The organism is Pradoshia eiseniae, from assembly GCF_002946355.1.
Lineage (GTDB): Bacteria > Bacillota > Bacilli > Bacillales > Pradoshiaceae > Pradoshia > Pradoshia eiseniae.
On sequence record NZ_PKOZ01000004.1, the window covers coordinates 115104 to 133397 of the forward strand.

The following is an 18294-nucleotide window of genomic DNA, read 5'->3' on the forward strand; positions in this document are numbered from 1 at the left end:
CCTTGTGCTCTTTCTTCATTTCACATCAGATACAGAGACTGTGGGCTCGGTTTGAACCATCTCATATATTTGAATGAATTTATTGACAATCTCATCCCATGAATTTTTCTTAGCCGTCTCTGCACCTGCAAGTCTTACTTGATCTTGTATACCAATTTTTAAGACCGACTTTACCTTCTCTACTACTGAATCCATATCCTCAAAATTGACTAAGTACCCATTGTTTCCATCTGACACCATCTTTATAAATGATGGAATTTGGCTTAGGAAGGCTATCCTTCCAGCTGCCATTGCTTCTAGAGAAGAAAGACCAAATCCTTCATATTCAGAGGCTGAAATGAAATATGTGGCACGAGACATTTCCTTTAAGAGATTTTCATCTGATGAAGCCTCATAAATGGTAACATGCTTGCCAATCTTGCATTTCTCAATCTGATTATCAAATCCACCCTTTAAGTTATCATAGTCCCTTCCAACAATAGATAGATGGATATCTGGAAAGTCTGATTTTAATCGAGTAATCAATGTCAGGAGTTTATCGATCCGCTTATTTTGAGAAAATCTCCCCACGAATATAAACCGGTTAGGCTCTCCATTATGCTTCATAATCGTGTGGTAATGATTGAAATTTATTCCATTTTCGATTAATCCAATTCTTGCTGGTGAAATAGCCTTAAATAGTTCATAATCCGGCTCACTAGCTGCCACAATCCAATTCATATTCTTCAAACTTAGCCGCGTCAATGTGTGAAAATGGATCTTTTTATACAAATAGTACCTCTTTGTATGAAAAAATCCCCCATGAGTTGACAAAATCATTGGCTTCTTATGGAAGCGCTTTGACCCAGCTAAATAATCGAACAAGAAATCAACCCCATGAATATGAATCAAATCAAAGTTTGACAGATAATTGATAGCAGATAAAGCAATTGGATAACGCCTAGATCCAAAAAAAGGAATCCTCTTTACCCTTATACCATTAATAATTGATGATTCCGGAAATCTTTCACCAGTAGAGAAATCGATGTTTAATGTTAAAACCTCTGATTCAATTCCTTTTTCCTTCAAATAAACAGCTAGATTTTCCACAAAATTCTCCATACCACCAATCACAGGTTTATATTGCCTGATTACATGTAGAATTCTCATCTTCCATCTCCTCTAAAGGCCATGCGGTATAAGCCTTTGTTCCCTCGTTTTCATCCAAGCTCGATAGGCTAGACTATCAGGAATATCCACATCCGCAAATGTAAGCATTTCTCCTTCTTCCATCGGTTTAATAATCGTTGCCTGCTCCAGGAGTCCTATTGGGATATGATTAGGCACATCTTCTATCCTAAGCGCCTTTCCTCTAACCTCAAAGCTCCCAATCCCTCTCTTAATAGTTGTCCCTGCAGCTATTCTCTTCTTGGCAACCGCTCCCATACTATACGATGGCGTACAGGTATTGTTTAATAAAATTTCTTTCTTTTCAACAACCCTCCTTATAGTTTTCATCACTTCCAAATGACATAAATGAAATGGCATGATTAATGTATAATAAGGGCCCTCTCCAAGTTTCATGTAATGAAGGGCATCTCTCTGACCATCTGTATCTAAATGCTTTGCTGTAATGAATACCCCTGCAGGAGCTTTGCTCGATAACACGTAATCACTTATAGGACTACCTAATCTTTCTGCTTCTATTGCTAGAGCATTCGCTCCATCTCTCAAATCTTCAGAAATAATCCCAGTGATGCCACTTGGCAATAGTTTTGTTTGAAAAGCATTGGCTATCAAAGTTTGCTCAAACTCCACTTTTGTCCCATCCGTAAATGAAGTGACCATCTCTAAGCTGATTTTGTTTCTCTTTGACCAATAAAGCATATCCTCGAAGGAAGGAGTTGGATTTAAAAATCCTTTAATATTTCCATACACTAAGGGTTCGAAACCCATTTGCAATACATTTTCACGCAAGGCGGCGATACATCCTGGTTGATCCCCCTCTGCTTCAGTTATAAATCCCTTGCCAGCAAAATAGGAACCTGTTGTTACCTGTAATTCCGTATTCATCGTCACAACTGGAATCCCTGCATCCATCACCTTAGCAATCATTTCTGTACCGAATAAAACATCACCAGTACATTCGACAATGACATCTGAATGCTCAATACAATCCTCGATGGAATTAGTTAGTAAATGAGGATAAGGAAAGTCACTACGCCCACCCAACACAGTTCTTGTCATCACTTTAACGACATCCATATCATCAAAAAGATTCAATGCCTTCACTAATCCTTTCCCAATAAAACCGCTCCCAATAATCCCAACCCTGTGTTTAACCATCATGACCCTTCTCCCCTCGGTATGGACTTAAAATCTTTCCTTCCTTTTTTCATCAAAAGAAAGTAACTAGTGATTAATGCTGCATGAAACCAAACAAATCCCATACGAAATCCATTATTGAAATTAAAATCGATCAATATAAATAAGCTCGCAGCCAAAAAACCTAGAGGAATAAAACTTGATTTATGATAAACAAATAGAATCATCCAAATTAGCCTCCCGAGAATTAAGAGGAAAATGATAAGCCCGATAATTCCTGTATCGAATAGAATTGTCAAAAATAAATTAGCATTCCCTTTACCCGCATTGAGCTCTCCTCCATAAATATATTCCTGCCTGATATCATCTCTCATAGACAGTTCCGCCATTCCGCCGCTTCCATTACCAACAAAGGGGTGCTTGGGTATATAATCCAACATCACCTGAATGGATGCTAATCGGCTATCACCTGCTCCTTGGTCTGTTTCTAGACTAGTGCTGGGATTAAGGCGCTCATAAACATTCACGAATATTTCTTGATTCACAATAAATAGCATAATGGCTGTAAAGATGAGAATCAGAACAGAGGACACAAAGAGTTTGATTGCCCTTATATTCTTTGTGATGATAAAAATGAAGATTAGAGAAATTGCTAATGATAGAATACTCGCCCTTGCCATACTGATGAACACCCCTATGAAACTCATAAACATTCCAATTATAATGAATAGAGGTGAAAACAAACTCTTCTCCCTGCTTAAATACATCACGACAAACCAGACTGCCGTATATCCTGCAAATAATCCATACCAATCCGGCTCATGAGCAAACGATGAAGGACGGGGAATCCCAATCTCCTCATAATGACTCAGACCAATTTCAAAACCTAAGAAGAAGCCAATCCACTGAAGAATACCAACCGCTGTTACAAAGATACCCGAGATCAGCGTATACTTTAAAACTTTATAAAAGAAATTTAGCCCTTTATTGTAAATGCATTGGACAGAGATAAAATAAAATAGATTTAAAAAAAGCTGTCCTACAACCGATACCCAAAAATCGCTAACACTTATTAAATGGCCAATACTGAAAAAGTAACTGAAAACCCACAAATTGATTAAGATAAATAACGGAGTCTTAAACAATTCTCTTTTAGAAAGCAAAAATTCAATCGTAAACTTTAGAAAAAGAGCCAAAAACAGGATTTGAAAGATTCGTATATAAGATCCTTGAAAGGTAATAAACGAGCGATCAATAAAAATGGATAAAGCAATAAAGAGAAAAACCCGTTCAACGGTTAAAGGAAAGAAAAAGATAACCGCTATAATGATTAAAATAATAGGCAGATAGGTTAGCGGCAGGGCAGCAAAAGCCCCGACCGCTAACGCTAAAATGGCCGCCAATATCGCTTGCCTAAAATGCCTGCTCTGGTTATTTAATAGTAGACTATCCACATCTCTCCACCTTTCGGATTTCTCTCTAAAAAATCATAAAGAAGTTATATTATTCGAGATAATCATCCGTTGAATTGCCTAATTGCGGTGTCAGTCCAATGAATTCTGCATCCTGCTGGGTCACCTGTCCTGTCAATTCAGCTATTTGCAAATAATACTTTTGAGTCGGAACCTTTTGGCCTTCTTCATATGTATTTTTTCTAAGCAAGCCATTGCCCACATTGAACAAAACAATCGCGGACCGGTTCTTTATATCCTTCGCTTTCTGCCCGTTATTGATCAGGCGGTTCCCTTCAAAGACAAAATCCTCCTGGCTGTACATATCAATCCCCGCCAAACCGTTATCTTTTATGATATTATCACGCACCACTAACCCTCGGCTCATTACATTTAAATTAGCGATGACTAATCCCGCTGCAAGATTATGATTAATGTCATTATTCGTTATTGATATCCCTTCTGCCTTGTACCCCTGGAGATGAATTCCCTCCATTTTGCCTTTATATATTTTATTGCCCCTGATAGCGAGCTGGTTGAAGAGTCGAATCCCTTCCGGAAAATCTCCTGTTTCTTCTCCAATGACAGATGCCTGAACGAATAATCCTTTGCCGCGGCTACCTTTAACTTCATTGTTTTCAATGATTGTATCAACCATTCCGGTCACATAAATCGCATTTGCATCTCCTGTTTGATAGGTTTGCTCAATGATATTATTCGATACTTTTACATTGACAGATTGATTTTTCCATCCTTCCACGAATATAGCGTCTCCTCCATATCCGCCTGTCTTCCCATAGCCCTTTATGATATTATCTTCAATCACTCCATCACTGACTGTTCGAAAAGCAATCCCGGCATTTCTCGAACGGGTCACCACATTATCCCTCACCGTAATATTGACATGCTGCTCTTCACCAGCCTCAACAAGATGGCCAACCTCAATGCCAAAATCCCCTGCATCCTTAACCTTATTGCCCTCTATAGTGACATTATTGCTTGATTTACCTTCTTGATAGCTGATAAAAATGCCATTCTGATGGTCTGTATGGTCAATCTCATTGTTGATAATTTCAACATTTTCGGTTTTCTGCAGTCCAATAATCCCATTAGACCCACCATCTTTTATTTTTGAATTGTTCACTACCCCATTCCTCGAATTAAAGAGCATGATTGATGCACTTGGGGACCGGATGACTTCCACCCGGCTGATTTCAAAGCCATCAACGAATTGCAGAACAACTGTATGTGAATAGGAATCATTAATCTGTTTTTTGCGCTTATTTTTTTCTCCATCAAAAGTCATGTCAGAGATTTGAATATTTTGAGCATTATGTTCCGTCTTTAAAATGGTTGAGTCTTCCTCATTTCCTTTACTTTTCTTTAGATTAAGGCGGATAGTTGTTTCTCCCATACCGGCTCCTTTAAGGTGTACATTAGACTTAAGAATTATTGTTTCATCCACAGTAAAGACACCCTTAGGAACAGTCACAATTCCCCCTCCATTGTTACTAGCCTGATTGATTTCATCTTGGAGATTAATGGTCTTAGCCATTTCCTCTTCGGCAGGATCGTTTGTCCTAAGCAAGCCCTTCAGCTCTTCATCCGGCTTCAATTTGAAAACAAGTATAGACAGGAGCACAATAACAATAAAGAGAGGCAGCCAAAATTTCATGTTACTCAAGCGAAAAGTCAAGCGGACTTGTAAGATTATCGGAACCATTGATTTACTCCTTTTTACTTGAACGCCATTTAATAAATTCTATTAACTCCTTATATTCTTTCAACTGTTCTTGATTGATCCCTTCAGCTAGAGCAAGCCTTTCCAGCACGCTTTGCTCCTTATTGACATCCTTGTCTTGCGATATTAAAAGTTGCGGAGTGATATCAAGAACAGAAGCAATCTTTGTCATTACTTCAAGACTTGGGTTTGTCATCTTATCCCTTTCCATATTGCTTATATAGGATTTAGCCACTCCTGATTGCGCAGCCAATTCAGACAAAGAGAGTCCCCTGATCTCCCTCAGCTCCTTCAATCTTTTTCCAAACATCGCTCCTCCTTATCTAGGGCTTTTTGCCTTAGATGACTTGCCCCCTATTACTCTTATAAGATTTTCAATTATGCTTTTAATGCTATCTCACTCCTTAACAAGTCCTCCGGCGTAACAGCTCCCGAAAGATTCTCCTTCAGCCATTCATCACTTCGTTTAAAGATTTTTAATCGAATCAGCTGCTCAATCGTCTCTTCATCAAACCGGTATTTAATTACTCTTGCCGGTACCCCTCCTACAATCGCATAAGGAGGGACATTCTTCGTTACGACCGACCCTGCTGCACAAATGGCTCCTTCGCCAATCTCAACATCGTTCATAATATATGCATCTGCTCCAACCCATACATTATCTCCAATCCTTACATTCGAGAATTCATCATGATAATCCCTGTCAACCCAAGTCATATTATTTACTACCTTTGAGGTGGAATAAAAAATGGGAGATAATGCTATAAAGTTTATCGGGTGGCTGCCCAGCCCAATTTTAACGCCTGGGCCAATCGAACAAAATGACCCTATAATTGCATGCATAACCTGGCAATTTGCTGAAAAATACGTGTAATCGCCAACGTCTGTATGGGATATTTTAGTATAAAAGTTTATAGTACAATTCTTCCCCACCCTTGTTGTAGCTGGATCAACTTCAACATAGGGACCAATAAATACCGACCTATTCCTCTTCTTAAATGCATATCCCCTGATTCCCCTTTTGATAAAATGGGGAATCACACCATTTAATTTGATAATAAGCTCCCCCTTTACTGGTTAACATTGTTACATAAATGGGTATTCACGCTTCCCGCTTGCTGTTGTAGCAAAATCGTAGAAAGCTCTTTTTATGGCAAAGCTCACTCGCTTAAATTGTTTTCCCTTTCCGATATACCAGAAGTATTTCACGATGTTTTTCATGAAAAAATAAAGCAAGAAAATAAAGAAAACCGGCTTCTTAGCATAAATAGACATGAATAAGAGATTATTTCTCGTACCGTAATAGTTTGAAAGGGGAGATTGATAACCTGTTGTAGCCGAAATCTTATGATAAACAAGGGATTTTGGGACATATCTTAAACGATAGCCCGCCTTACGAATCTCTATGCTATAGGCCGCATCCTCATAATAAAGGAAATACTCCTCATTCAAGAATCCCACTTTATCCAGTATGGAAACAGGAAGCAGCAACACGCAGCCTGTCAAGAAATTTTCATCACTTGGCTTCCCCTCTTCTCGTGACGGAGTTTTGTGTAAAACTCTGCCTGTCAGCCATTTGATATCTCCTCCTCCGAACCATGTTACGTTCCGTTTAGTGTAGTAGTTGATATGAGAGCCACATGCCCCTACTTTTTCGTCCCGCTCACATTCCTCTACTAATGGTTCAAGAAAATACGGATCAACCTCTGTGTCATTATTAAGCAGCAGAAAGTAATCAATCCTTTCAAAACGTTCAATCGCATAGCGTATTCCAGCATTATTCCCTGCGGCAAACCCTCGATTATCCTTCAATTCCAGGAAGTAAAAACCCTTATCTTCCACATATTCTTTCAGTTGGGCGGTTTCCTTTGAAGCATTGTCCACCACAATCGCTATATGATTGGTATAGGTGATCTTACTTAACGAGTCCAGGCAGGCAATTGTATCCTGCGCTCCATTATAATTCACGATTATTGTACAGACCTTAGGCTGCATCGGCATTACCTCCCTTATGGACCTTGAATCTCTGCTTTTCTATTCATCAAATTTTGTTCTTCATCAAATAATAAAAGAACAGGATGTTGCCAATTAAGTATCTCTTCCACATTCGCCTAGGCTCAAGCAGTAACCGATATACCCATTCCATTTTCAATCGTCTCATAAAAAGAGGCGCTCGTGGTATTCTGCCTGAAGCAAAATCAATATAGGCCCCAACACCAAGGATAATCGTGGCCTTTAGGGATTCCTTGTTATCATAAATCCATTTTTCCTGAATCGGCACTCCCCTGCCGACAATCAAGATATCTGGGGCTAATTGATTTATTTCGCGTACAATCTCTTCGTTAGCCTTTTTACTAAAATAGCCACTCCTTGATCCAACAATCCGTATGCCAGGGATGGTTGCCCTCAATTTGTCGGCTGCTTTGCCGGCAACTCCGTTCCCTGCCCCGAGTAAATAAGCTGTGTAACGCTTCTCGCTTGCTAATTTAAGTAATTCTGGAATAAAATCTGTTCCATTTAAATTTTCCTTGAGCTGGACACCAAACATTCTTGCACCAAGCATTATTCCAATACCGTCATTGAGCAAAAAGTCTGCCTGATTAATAATATTCCGGTATTCAAAATCCTTTTGCGCAATGTTATAGCAATGAGCATTCAAGAAATAGACAGTCGTTTTTTTGTGGCTGTTCAGATTTCTTTCAAGTGCCGCCAATCCTTCTTCTACATTCATATTGTCCATAGCTACATTGCCTATTTGCCTTTTTGGCATTCACAACTCTCCTTATCCCTGTTTTCTCCGGAATAGCCATGATTCATTTCATCAATATCGCTTCTCTCTCGAATAGATTGCTGAAGTCAATATTTTGGGCGACCTTATTTGCATGTGCATAAGAAGAATGTGTACCAGCATCAGTCCAATTGCCGCTTAGCACATCATATGTCAGCAAGCCTTTCTTTAAATAATGATTATTGACATCCGTTATTTCCAGTTCACCGCGGGCGGAGGGTTCAATTTGATCAATGAGGTTATACACGGAAGAATCGTACATATAGATGCCGGTTACAGCAAATTGGGATTTTGGGACCTCAGGCTTTTCTTCAATCGCTATAATGCGTCCATCGTATATTGCAGGGACACCGAACCGATTCGGATCATTTACCTCCTTTATCAAGATCTTTGCTCCAATCGTTTGTTCAATGAAGCTACTGACATAAGGCTCAATCGTACCGGTGAATACATTGTCTCCAAGAATAACGACCATTTTCTCCAATCCAGTAAAATCTCTTGCAAGTCCCAGAGCTTCTGCTATTCCGCCCGGACGATCTTGAACTTTATAGGTGAAATTAACACCGAACTCATATCCGCTCCCTAAGAGGTCAACGACATCTCCCATATGCTCTCTTCCTGTGACAATCAGGATATCTTCAATCCCAGCCTCCTTTAGCTTGTAGACCGAATGATAAATCATCGGATACTTTCCTATTGGCAGAAGATGCTTATTTGTCACCTTTGTTAATGGGTACAGACGGGAACCTGTTCCTCCCGCAAGAATTACACCTTTCATGTCATCACTCCTTATCCAATTTTTATCTCCTCATCCTCAATGCCAGTGGTTTATTTAATAAGAAAGAATAGGATATTTCCTTTCTGGCTAAAGCTAGAATCCCGCATATGAGCATGGTGACAATACCACCTGCTATGAAGTGAAACAGCTGATTGCCAGGGAGGAGAGAGAGAACCGCATAGACCGCGCCAGCCGTCAAACCTGATGATAAGAAGGTCGTAAGAATTGACTTATACGGAAGTAATTCTCTTTGCGGAATCTCGAACACTTTGCAAACATCTTTTTGTTGGAGGTATATGCCGATAAAGCATGATAGTACGGATGCTGCCGCCACTCCTAGGTAACCGAACAAAGCCATGAAGATTAACCCAAGGACAATATTACTGATGACCGTGATGATGGTGTTAATTAGCAAAAGCTTCTGGTTGCCAGATATTAATAAAGGTGTGTAAAAGACGGTAAAGCGGAGCGGAAACTTCAATAAATAAATAAGAAAAATCGATGATCCGCTTAAGTAGACAGAAGAGTATAATAAGGTAATGAATTCTTGATGATAGAAAAGCAAGATCCAAAAAATTGGAAACATCACAAGTGCTAACATCCGGCTTGACTCCGACCATAATCTCAATGCCTCAATCTTCTGGCTTCTAATGCTGTACAGTTTTCCAAGCCTTGGCAGCATTGCCGTGATGACTGCAACCGTGATAATAGACATGAAGGGAATCTCTTTTGATGCGATTGAGTATACGGCAAATAATTCAACGGAATAGAACAACCAAATAATGACCTTATCGCTCGATTGCGTGATGACATCTATGGCAGTAACCGCCCCAACAGCCCCAGTATAACGAAGCTGTTCCTTTAATAACGGCGTATTGACCTTCCATGACATACCATGGCTTATATGGAAATATAGGTGTAAAATCGTCACGCGCATTAGTTCAAAGAAGGCAATTAATTCAATGGTTAGCAGCAATTCTTTGGTTGTATATAAAGTCAAACCAATGATTACAAAATAGCCAAAGTAATAGGACAGATTGATGATGCTGTAAATTTTAGCTTTCTTAATGGACACGAATAAATTTTCTAAATAGCTGCCAATGATAGTCGCCATGCTCCAAAGCCCAATCCATAAGGCATATTGGTGCAGTGAGTTATCCTTCATCAGGAACGGGACATTGAATACGATAAGCAAGACTACCAGCATGGTTATACCTAGTGTGAATAAAACCCAAAAGGTATTTGCTATTGTATATGACCGCTCACGTTCATTGTCCGTTTTGTTATAGTAATAACTGAAGGTTGTCTGCATCTCAAACGGGAGTAATGCACCTAATATGACCGCAATCAAAAATATTTGCTGATAGATTCCCATCTCAACTATAGTGAGCACCCTCGCAATGATAATGGTCACCATGATCTGCACAAATGATTTGGCGAAGCGGTTAATTGATAACAATGCAGATTCTTTTAACATCTTGTTTTCACCATACTTCCTGATTCATCCGTTCAATAAAACATGTATTTTGCATGTCTATCACATCTTTCCTTCCATCATCTTTCTACCTAATAAGCATTATTTGGATAGAAGATAATGATAATCGTCTTGCAAATGAGCTTAATGTCATAAAAGAAATGCCTGTTTTGGATATAGTGCAAATCGAGCTCCACCATTTCTTCAAAGCCGACGCTGCTCCTTACTGAAACCTGCCATAGACCCGTGCATCCCGGTACCACAGAAAGTCGCTGTTTATGATAATCTGTATAGGATTCAACCTCTCTAGGTAATGGAGGTCTTGGTCCGACCAAGCTCATTTCACCCTTTAAGACATTCCATAATTGGGGCAATTCATCGATGCTCGTCTTGCGAATGAAACGACCAATCTTCGTAATTCTCGGGTCATCTTTCATCTTAAATAACGCACCGCTTGTTTCATTTTGATCGATCAAGAATTCCAGTAAACCTTCAGCATTACTGACCATAGAACGGAATTTATACATATTAAACATTTTCCCATCTTTTCCTACACGCATTTGCTTAAAAAATACCGGTGATTCCGGGTCATCCAACTTAATCAGTACCGCCACAATAACAAACAAAGGGACTAACAAAAGAAGACCAATAATCGAAAGTAAGATATCCATATACCTCTTTAAAATTAGATAATATTTTTTATCGTATAACTCTATTGTTCCAACGTAAGCTTCATGGGTAGTTCCTGCCTTTGGAGAATCCAATACATACACCCCTTTAAACTTGCTATATGGTTGTTTTCACTTTCGGCATGAACAGTTCTATTTCTTCGATTACTTTCTCTCTTAGTTCTTTATCCTGCATGGCTAATTTAATTGTCGTAAGAATATAGCCGAGTTTTTCTCCTACATCATAACGATTCCCGCTAAATTCATATCCATACACCAATTGGTTAGCCGCCATTTTCTCCATGGCATCTGTCAATTGAATTTCCCCACCGGCTCCTGCTTCTTGGGTCTCTAAATAGGAAAATATCTCAGGGGTCAGAATATATCTCCCCATTATGGCATAATTGGATGGCGGATTAAGCATTGGCTTCTCTACCATTCTCTGAATATGAACCAAACCGTTGTCTAGTAGTGGGCCATCAATGATTCCGTATAAATGCGTTTGTTCTCGGGGAACCTCCTTAATCCCAATCACCGCGGAACCTGTTTCTTCAAACTTATCTATTAATTGTTTCATGCAAGGTATCTCTGCTTGCACGATATCATCTCCCAGAAGCACCGCAAAAGGCTCCGAACCAATAAATTTACGTGCACACCAGATTGCATGCCCAAGCCCTTTAGGTTCTTTTTGACGAATATAATGGATATCCACCTTAGAGCTATGCTGCACCTTCTTTAATAATTCATATTTCTCCGTTTGGAACAGTCGTTGTTCGAGTTCATGGGAATGATCGAAATGATCCTCAATGGCTCTTTTTCCCTTTCCTGTGACAATCAATATGTCCTCTATGCCTGATTCAATCGCTTCTTCAACAATGTATTGAATCATTGGTTTATCAATTATTGGAAGCATTTCCTTCGGCAATGCCTTAGTCGCCGGCAATAACCGTGTACCTAGACCGGCAGCCGGAATAATGGCCTTCTTAATTTTCATTGTCTTCACTTCTCTTCCTCATTGTTCTTAATAACGAATTTAACAAGTATACTAAAGTACTGCTGAGCTACCAAAGGGGAGAAGCTCTTCCCATTTCATACTGATATGACAAACATCATCTTCACTTAGAACAGACCCTTGTTGAACCTCAATTAATTCCATGTCCGTACTGGCCTTTAAGGCATGTTTTGTTCCAGCGGGTATTTCAATAATGCTGCCTGCCGCTACATCAAACACTTGATCGTTCAAGATGACGGAGCCTTCACCGGTGAGAATAGTCCATGTTTCATTTCTCTGTTCATGCTTCTGATAACTCAAGCACCTGTCAGCTCGGATAGCCATTCGTCTCGTAATGACTTCTCCATCTTTTGGATACACCGTATGGTCAAGGATTTTATACCACCCCCAACTTCTTTCTTCATACATCGGTCTTTTATTGAATTGGAAGATAAATTTCTTTAAATCAGAACTTATTTCTTTATCAGATACTAAAATGCCATCTGGTCCAGATACAACTACTGCATTTGATATCCCAAGCACAGCCACTGGGATGTCCAGTTCATTAATGATATGCGTATTCATGGAATCTGGAGATAATATGTCTGACCCTTTAACTTGTTCTGGCATCTGCTCGGTCAGTGCACTCCAAACCCCCAAATCCCTCCACATGCCCTCATATGGGAGAGCCACGATATCATTTGTCCTTTCCACCACTTCAAAGTCAAAGCTGATTTTGGGCAATTTTCCATAAAGTGAAAGAAGATCTGCATAATTTAGCGGAAATCCCATCTTCTCTAAAATGGATAAAATAAAACCAAGATGGAAGGCAAATACACCGCAATTCCACAATGCCCCTTCATCTATTAATCCTTGAGCATATTCCTCAGATGGTTTCTCAACGAAGTGACTCACTTGGATATGGTTTTTTTTCTTATTCTTTGGGATTATATAGCCAAAACGCGCTGAGGGATTATTAGGCCTAACTCCCATCAATGCTATACTTGCACCACTCTGTTTAAGTACACTCTCCAATTTTTTTACTGATTCATAGAAATCATTTTCAACATACGAATCAATTGGCAGGACAGCCACAACTTCATCTGGATTAATTCGCTTTACAGAGAATAGATAAACAGCTGTCAAGGCGATAGCAGGGAATGTATCACGTCGTTCCGGCTCAACTACAATCAGGGCTTGCCGACCAAGCTGATTCTTAAGAATGTCAACTTGCTTCTCACTTGTCGCAATGACAGTTTGTTCTTGCAGCCCTACTTCTCCGAGCTGCCGCCAAACCCGCTGAGCCATCGATTCTGCACACCCGCTTTGACCTTCTAGCACTTTCAAGAATTGTTTTGACCGTGAATCATTGGATAAAGGCCATAACCTCTGACCAGATCCCCCGGATAGCAGAATGACTTCCATATAGATACATCACTCCTTTATGAAGAATTTATTACTTAATACTTCTTGCTATTGCTGGAATTCATACATTTTTGAACGAACCATACTCCCGTTTAAAGAAGCTCCTAGCAATTGAGCTTTTGAATTCTGCAGGATGGTAGTTGCTTTAGATGCCTCCTCCTTCAATGTCTTTCCATTCATCAGTACCAGCAAAGAGGCTTCACACATATTTGCGATAATCTGGGTTTCTGCTGTGTATAGGATTGGAGAAGTATCAAATAGAATGATGTCATACTCCCTGCTCAAAACTAAAAGAATTTCTTCCATTCGGTCTGCTGTTAGCAATTCATATGAGGTTTTCATAATGGTGCCACATGGAATGATATGGAGATTAGGGATGGTAGATAAACAAATAGCTTCATCCACAAAAGCTTTACGCGCCAAGATATCTGTCAGCCCCCGAGAATAACTGATATCGAATAATTTATGAAGCTTGCCTTTTCGCAGGTCCGCATCAATAACGATTACCTTTTTATCATGCTGGGCCAATACGATGCCTAAATTTGTGGCTGTCGTGGTTTTCCCGTCTCCATGACCCGGAGAAGTTATCATGATAGTTTGATAGTCCTCCCCTCTTCGGGAATAGGTAATTCCAGAGCGGAGCAGCCTAAATTGTTCGCTTATAACAGACTGTTTATATAATTCTGAATATTTAGCGCGCTCTTTACTCATGATTAATTCCTTATTTTCCTTATGAGTCAAGTGTACGTCCTCCAATTCTTACACCACTGCTTTCAGTTTGATGTTTTTTGATTCTCTTGTGGCTTACTTTAATTTCCGGAATATTGCCGATAATAGGAATCCCTATATCATAAACAATGTCCCTCTCACTTCGAACGGTCGGGTCAAGATACTCAAACAAAAAGGCTGTTCCTATTGCACAGAACAATCCCAATGCAAAGCCAATCATGATATTCCTGATTATATCCGGGCTTAAAGCGCCGTATGGCTCTTGAACGCTTGCCGCTGCAAGAATATTGATATTATTTACACTCATTAAGGAGCCAACTTCCTGTTTAAATACCTCTGCTATACGATTCGCAATGTCCGCTGCAGCTTTGGGATCCTTGTCTTGTACAACGATTTCTACAACTTGTGAGTTTTGAGTCGTGTTGACTGTTACTCGGTCATTTATATCCAAAAAGCTCGCATCTAGACTAAGGTCATCAATGACCTTCTCAATGATGGCAGGGCTTTTAATCAGAACCGTATAAGTATTGATTAGCTCAATATTTGTTCGAATCTGGTTTGGATCGATTAAATTAGTCTCATCCTCGCTCTTTTTGCTATTCTTATCATTCGCCTTAGCCTGGGGTGAGTTCGTGGTATGGTTTACGAGAATTTGTGTCGAAGATTCATACATTGGAGATAAAAAAAGATAGGAAATTATGCCACTTGCCAAGGTAGCAGTTAATGTCATCAAGATTATTAGATTTAATCTCCTCTTCATCAAGTTGAGTATTTCTTTGAAACTAATAGTATCGTCCATACCTACCTCCACATTTCATATTTTGTTCTTAAAAAAGAACTTAATGTTGATTGTAGTATAGATAACAAAAAATGAAAACGGGGTTTTATTGTCGAAACTTGCACCAATTCTCAACCCCTAATATATAACACTCCGTTTTTTAATTCCCTATCAATCATTTTTTCATATCCCCATATATTTCTTAAGATTATATTCATTCGGTAAGAGTGGAGTCTATATAACGAACAAGCTTGAAATCATTTTTTTAATAAACCGAAATGGAAAGAATCCATCTTATTATATAAGGTGATTGAATCAACCACACTAAAAAAATCATTTTTTGTCGTAAGCGCTTTCTTTATTGAGAATAACAAAGCACCCTCTTCATATGAAGAAGGTGCTTTGTCTATCATCAGTCTTTCCTAAACGACCCGATGACTCCTGTTGATTGAACGATATTAGTGAAGGCTGCAGGGTCTACCTGCTGAATAACACTTTGCAAATCATACAGCTCATAACGGCTGATGACGATCATTAGCATATACTTATCCTCACCTGTAAAAGCCCCAACGGCAGGAATCATCGTAATTCCTCTGACAAGCTTGGAATGGATAGCTTCCTTCAGTTCATCCGCATGCTTCGTGACAATCATCGCGGTTACTTTAATATGTCTTGTATGGATGGCGTCAATGACTCTCGTGGATACGTAGAGTGAGACAAGGGTATATAGCGCCTGCTCTTCTGAATACATGAGCCCGGCAATCGCAACAATCGCGCCATTTAATATTAAGAAATAAATTCCGATTGGCTTATCATTAATTCTTGATAATATCATCGCAACGATATCCATACCGCCTGTTGAGGCACCGAAACGCAAGGTGATTCCAACACCTGCAGAACCGATAACACCGCCAAAGACGGCATTAAGCAAAATATCATCAGAAAACGATAACACCGGAATGACTTCCAGGAAGAAGGACATTAAAACAACAGCCATAAAGCTATAAAGCGTAAATGATTTCCCTACCTTAAACCAAGCTAAAATCGCAATTGGGATATTTAATAGTAAAACGAGTACCCCAGTTGATATTTCAATATTGGTGAACATGCCAAACGCAGCCGAAATGATTTGAGCCGTTCCAGTAAACCCGCTCGCAAAAACATTTGCCGGAATCAAGAAGAAGTTCATGGCGATTGCATTTAAAACAGCTCCCACAACGACAGCAATAATTTTTTTTGTTTCACTCCAGACCAAACTTAGTGCCTCCTTAGATGGTATCTAACCATAAACATGATAAAATAAAAGTGTAGACAATTTTCTATTTTTCTTTATAATGATTTAATTAAAATGACTTTAAAAAAAGAAGGTGCTTTAAATGAATGTTCAAATTATAGCAGATAGCGCAAGTGACTTGCCATTACAATACTTCGATGACAACAATGTTATCCTCATACCATTAAAAGTGCATATGGATAATGAAGAATATAGCGATTTAGTAACCATTAAGCCAAAGGCAGTTTATGATGCTATGCGAAATGGAAAAGCCCCAAAAACATCACAGGCTTCCCCTCAAGACTTCTATGAAGCTTTCAGGCAACTGGCTAAGGATAAAAAGCAAGGATTGTATATTGCTTTTTCTTCAGAGTTAAGCGGTACATATCAAACAGCCATCATGATGCGTGATGAAGTACTGGCTGAGTTTCCAGAGTTTGAGCTTGAAATCATTGATAGCAAATGTGCTTCCTTAGGCCTCGGCATGGCAGTCATGGAAGTTGTTCACCATGCAGCGAAGGGCAAAAGCTTAGCTGAACTAACCGAAATAGCCAAATATCACTGTACTCATATGGAACATTTATTTACAGTTGCTGATTTAGAATATTTGGCCCGCGGTGGACGTATTTCTAAATCATCCGCGTTTATCGGCGGTCTTTTAAATATTAAACCGCTACTCAACGTGGAAGACGGCAAGTTAATTCCGCTTGAGAAATTCCGCGGAAAGAAAAAACTCATGCGCGCTGTCATTGATACCATGAAAAAACGAGGCGATCGACTTGACCAGCAAATTATCGGCATCAGCCATGGTGACGACATGGAAGAAGCAATGGAATACAAAGCCCTCTTTGAAGAGACATTCCATCCTAAATCCATTTATATCACATCAGTCGGCGCAACTATCGGTGCTCATTCAGGACCTGGTACCGTTGCCATCTTTTTCTTAAATAAGCTGCCAGAATAAATCATACATTATTTTTCCCCATTCGCTCCATACTAGACATACACGAATCAATATTTTGTACTAGGGGGCAATAAATAATGGCATATCATACATCTGATAATGATAAGAAAGCACGCGATAACCAAGCAAAGCATGAAATCAAAAATATTCAAGAAGAACAAAACCGGAAAGCCGGAAAAAAATCATTCTCTAAAAAAACAGATCATTTGTAATGAAATCATAATTTACATCTTATAACGACTAAGTAGAGGATTTCAATTAAAATCCTCTATTTTTTGTGGAAATTGAAGAAGTACAAATTTTTCCCTATAATTAGCATTGAATATGTATTGAGAAACATACAAAATCAGTAAATGGAGGAATCCAGATGGCAAAAGAGAACTCATTTGATGTTGTTTCAAAAATTGATCTATCAGAGGTAACAAACGCGGTTACTCAAGCAATGAAGGAAGTAAAAACCCGCTATGATTTCAAAGGAAGCAAAAGTGATGTCCACCTCGATAACGAAGAGCTTGTCCTAGTTTCTGATGATGAATATAAGCTTGGCCAGCTTAAAGATGTGCTGCTCAGCAAATTAATCAAGCGCGGTGTACCAATCAAAAATCTCGATTACGGGAAAATTGAGGGCGCTTCAGGCGGAACCGTCCGCCAACGCGCAAAACTCGTTCAGGGAATCGACAAAGAAAATGCAAAAAAAATCAACTTAATTGTAAAGAATTCCGGTACTAAAGTGAAATCGCAAATTCAGGAAGACCAAATCCGTGTCACAGGCAAAAGTAAGGATGACCTTCAGCAAGTAATGGCAGCTATACGCGAGGCTGACTTAACGGTAGAAGTCCAATTCATCAATTTCAGATAATCAACATACAAAAAGCGGGAAGCAGATCATTCTTATGTCTGCTTCCCTTTTTTCGTGCCCCCCTAATATTT

Annotated in this window: 19 protein-coding genes; 3 read left to right on the forward strand and 16 right to left on the reverse strand. The window is 39.3% G+C overall.

Annotated elements, in window-relative coordinates; translation table 11 throughout:
* Window positions 1-15 precede the first annotated feature (15 nt).
* The 16 genes from CYL18_RS09165 to CYL18_RS09240 all read right to left on the reverse strand — a co-directional run bounded on the left by CYL18_RS09165 (window position 16) and on the right by CYL18_RS09240 (window position 16382).
* The gene (locus CYL18_RS09165; protein ID WP_104849199.1) at window positions 16-1149 is read right to left on the reverse strand and encodes a glycosyltransferase family 4 protein; all 1134 of its coding nucleotides are present in this window, start codon (window positions 1147-1149) and stop codon (window positions 16-18) included.
* Window positions 1150-1161: 12 nt separating this feature from the next.
* Window positions 1162-2328, reverse strand: coding sequence for an NAD(P)-dependent oxidoreductase (locus tag CYL18_RS09170; protein WP_104849200.1), 1167 nt, complete (start codon window positions 2326-2328; stop codon window positions 1162-1164).
* Window positions 2325-3758, reverse strand: coding sequence for an O-antigen ligase family protein (locus tag CYL18_RS09175; protein ID WP_104849201.1), 1434 nt, complete (start codon window positions 3756-3758; stop codon window positions 2325-2327). The genes CYL18_RS09170 and CYL18_RS09175 overlap by 4 nt, the downstream gene beginning before the upstream one ends.
* Before the next feature lie 49 nt (window positions 3759-3807).
* Window positions 3808-5478, reverse strand: coding sequence for a right-handed parallel beta-helix repeat-containing protein (locus CYL18_RS09180; protein WP_104849202.1), 1671 nt, complete (start codon window positions 5476-5478; stop codon window positions 3808-3810).
* Between the two features lie 4 nt (window positions 5479-5482).
* Window positions 5483-5806 (reverse strand): helix-turn-helix domain-containing protein, encoded by a 324-nt coding sequence (locus CYL18_RS09185; RefSeq protein WP_104849203.1) that lies wholly within the window; start codon window positions 5804-5806, stop codon window positions 5483-5485.
* Window positions 5807-5874: 68 nt separating this feature from the next.
* A complete protein-coding gene (locus CYL18_RS09190; RefSeq protein ID WP_161497108.1) occupies window positions 5875-6213 on the reverse strand; it encodes a CatB-related O-acetyltransferase in 339 nt (112 codons plus the stop codon).
* Window positions 6214-6582: 369 nt separating this feature from the next.
* Complete coding sequence (locus tag CYL18_RS09195; protein WP_161497109.1) at window positions 6583-7491, reverse strand: glycosyltransferase family 2 protein; 909 nt, start codon at window positions 7489-7491, stop codon at window positions 6583-6585.
* Between the two features lie 46 nt (window positions 7492-7537).
* On the reverse strand, window positions 7538-8266 hold the full coding sequence (locus tag CYL18_RS09200; RefSeq protein WP_104849206.1) for a WecB/TagA/CpsF family glycosyltransferase: 729 nt from the start codon (window positions 8264-8266) through the stop codon (window positions 7538-7540).
* Window positions 8267-8309: 43 nt separating this feature from the next.
* Complete coding sequence (locus CYL18_RS09205) at window positions 8310-9062, reverse strand: sugar phosphate nucleotidyltransferase (protein ID WP_104849207.1); 753 nt, start codon at window positions 9060-9062, stop codon at window positions 8310-8312.
* Between the two features lie 22 nt (window positions 9063-9084).
* Window positions 9085-10539 carry an oligosaccharide flippase family protein gene (locus tag CYL18_RS09210; protein WP_104849208.1) on the reverse strand — a complete coding sequence of 485 codons (1455 nt, stop codon included), beginning with the start codon at window positions 10537-10539 and terminating at the stop codon, window positions 9085-9087.
* 89 nt (window positions 10540-10628) lie between these two features.
* A complete protein-coding gene (locus CYL18_RS09215) occupies window positions 10629-11300 on the reverse strand; it encodes a sugar transferase (protein WP_269089188.1) in 672 nt (223 codons plus the stop codon).
* Window positions 11301-11322: 22 nt separating this feature from the next.
* The gene (gene galU / locus CYL18_RS09220; protein WP_104849345.1) at window positions 11323-12198 is read right to left on the reverse strand and encodes a UTP--glucose-1-phosphate uridylyltransferase GalU; all 876 of its coding nucleotides are present in this window, start codon (window positions 12196-12198) and stop codon (window positions 11323-11325) included.
* Between the two features lie 51 nt (window positions 12199-12249).
* Window positions 12250-13620, reverse strand: coding sequence for a sugar phosphate nucleotidyltransferase (locus CYL18_RS09225; protein ID WP_104849209.1), 1371 nt, complete (start codon window positions 13618-13620; stop codon window positions 12250-12252).
* 48 nt (window positions 13621-13668) lie between these two features.
* Entirely contained in the window at window positions 13669-14361 is a 693-nt protein-coding gene (locus tag CYL18_RS09230; protein ID WP_104849210.1) for a CpsD/CapB family tyrosine-protein kinase, read from the reverse strand.
* Complete coding sequence (locus tag CYL18_RS09235; protein WP_104849211.1) at window positions 14351-15148, reverse strand: YveK family protein; 798 nt, start codon at window positions 15146-15148, stop codon at window positions 14351-14353. The genes CYL18_RS09230 and CYL18_RS09235 overlap by 11 nt, the downstream gene beginning before the upstream one ends.
* Window positions 15149-15539: 391 nt before the next feature.
* Window positions 15540-16382, reverse strand: a complete 843-nt coding sequence (locus tag CYL18_RS09240) for a YitT family protein (RefSeq protein ID WP_104849212.1) — start codon at window positions 16380-16382, stop codon at window positions 15540-15542.
* A 121-nt stretch (window positions 16383-16503) separates the two neighbouring features.
* Between CYL18_RS09240 and CYL18_RS09245 the strand changes: the two genes are divergently transcribed.
* The 3 genes from CYL18_RS09245 (at window position 16504) to CYL18_RS09255 (ending at window position 18223) form a co-directional block, all read left to right on the forward strand.
* Window positions 16504-17364: a DegV family protein gene (locus CYL18_RS09245; RefSeq protein ID WP_104849213.1), complete on the forward strand. Its 861-nt coding sequence runs from the start codon at window positions 16504-16506 to the stop codon at window positions 17362-17364.
* Between the two features lie 77 nt (window positions 17365-17441).
* Window positions 17442-17576, forward strand: coding sequence for a DUF3941 domain-containing protein (locus CYL18_RS09250; RefSeq protein WP_104849214.1), 135 nt, complete (start codon window positions 17442-17444; stop codon window positions 17574-17576).
* A 155-nt stretch (window positions 17577-17731) separates the two neighbouring features.
* A complete protein-coding gene (locus CYL18_RS09255; protein ID WP_104849215.1) occupies window positions 17732-18223 on the forward strand; it encodes a YajQ family cyclic di-GMP-binding protein in 492 nt (163 codons plus the stop codon).
* Window positions 18224-18294: the final 71 nt, after the last annotated feature.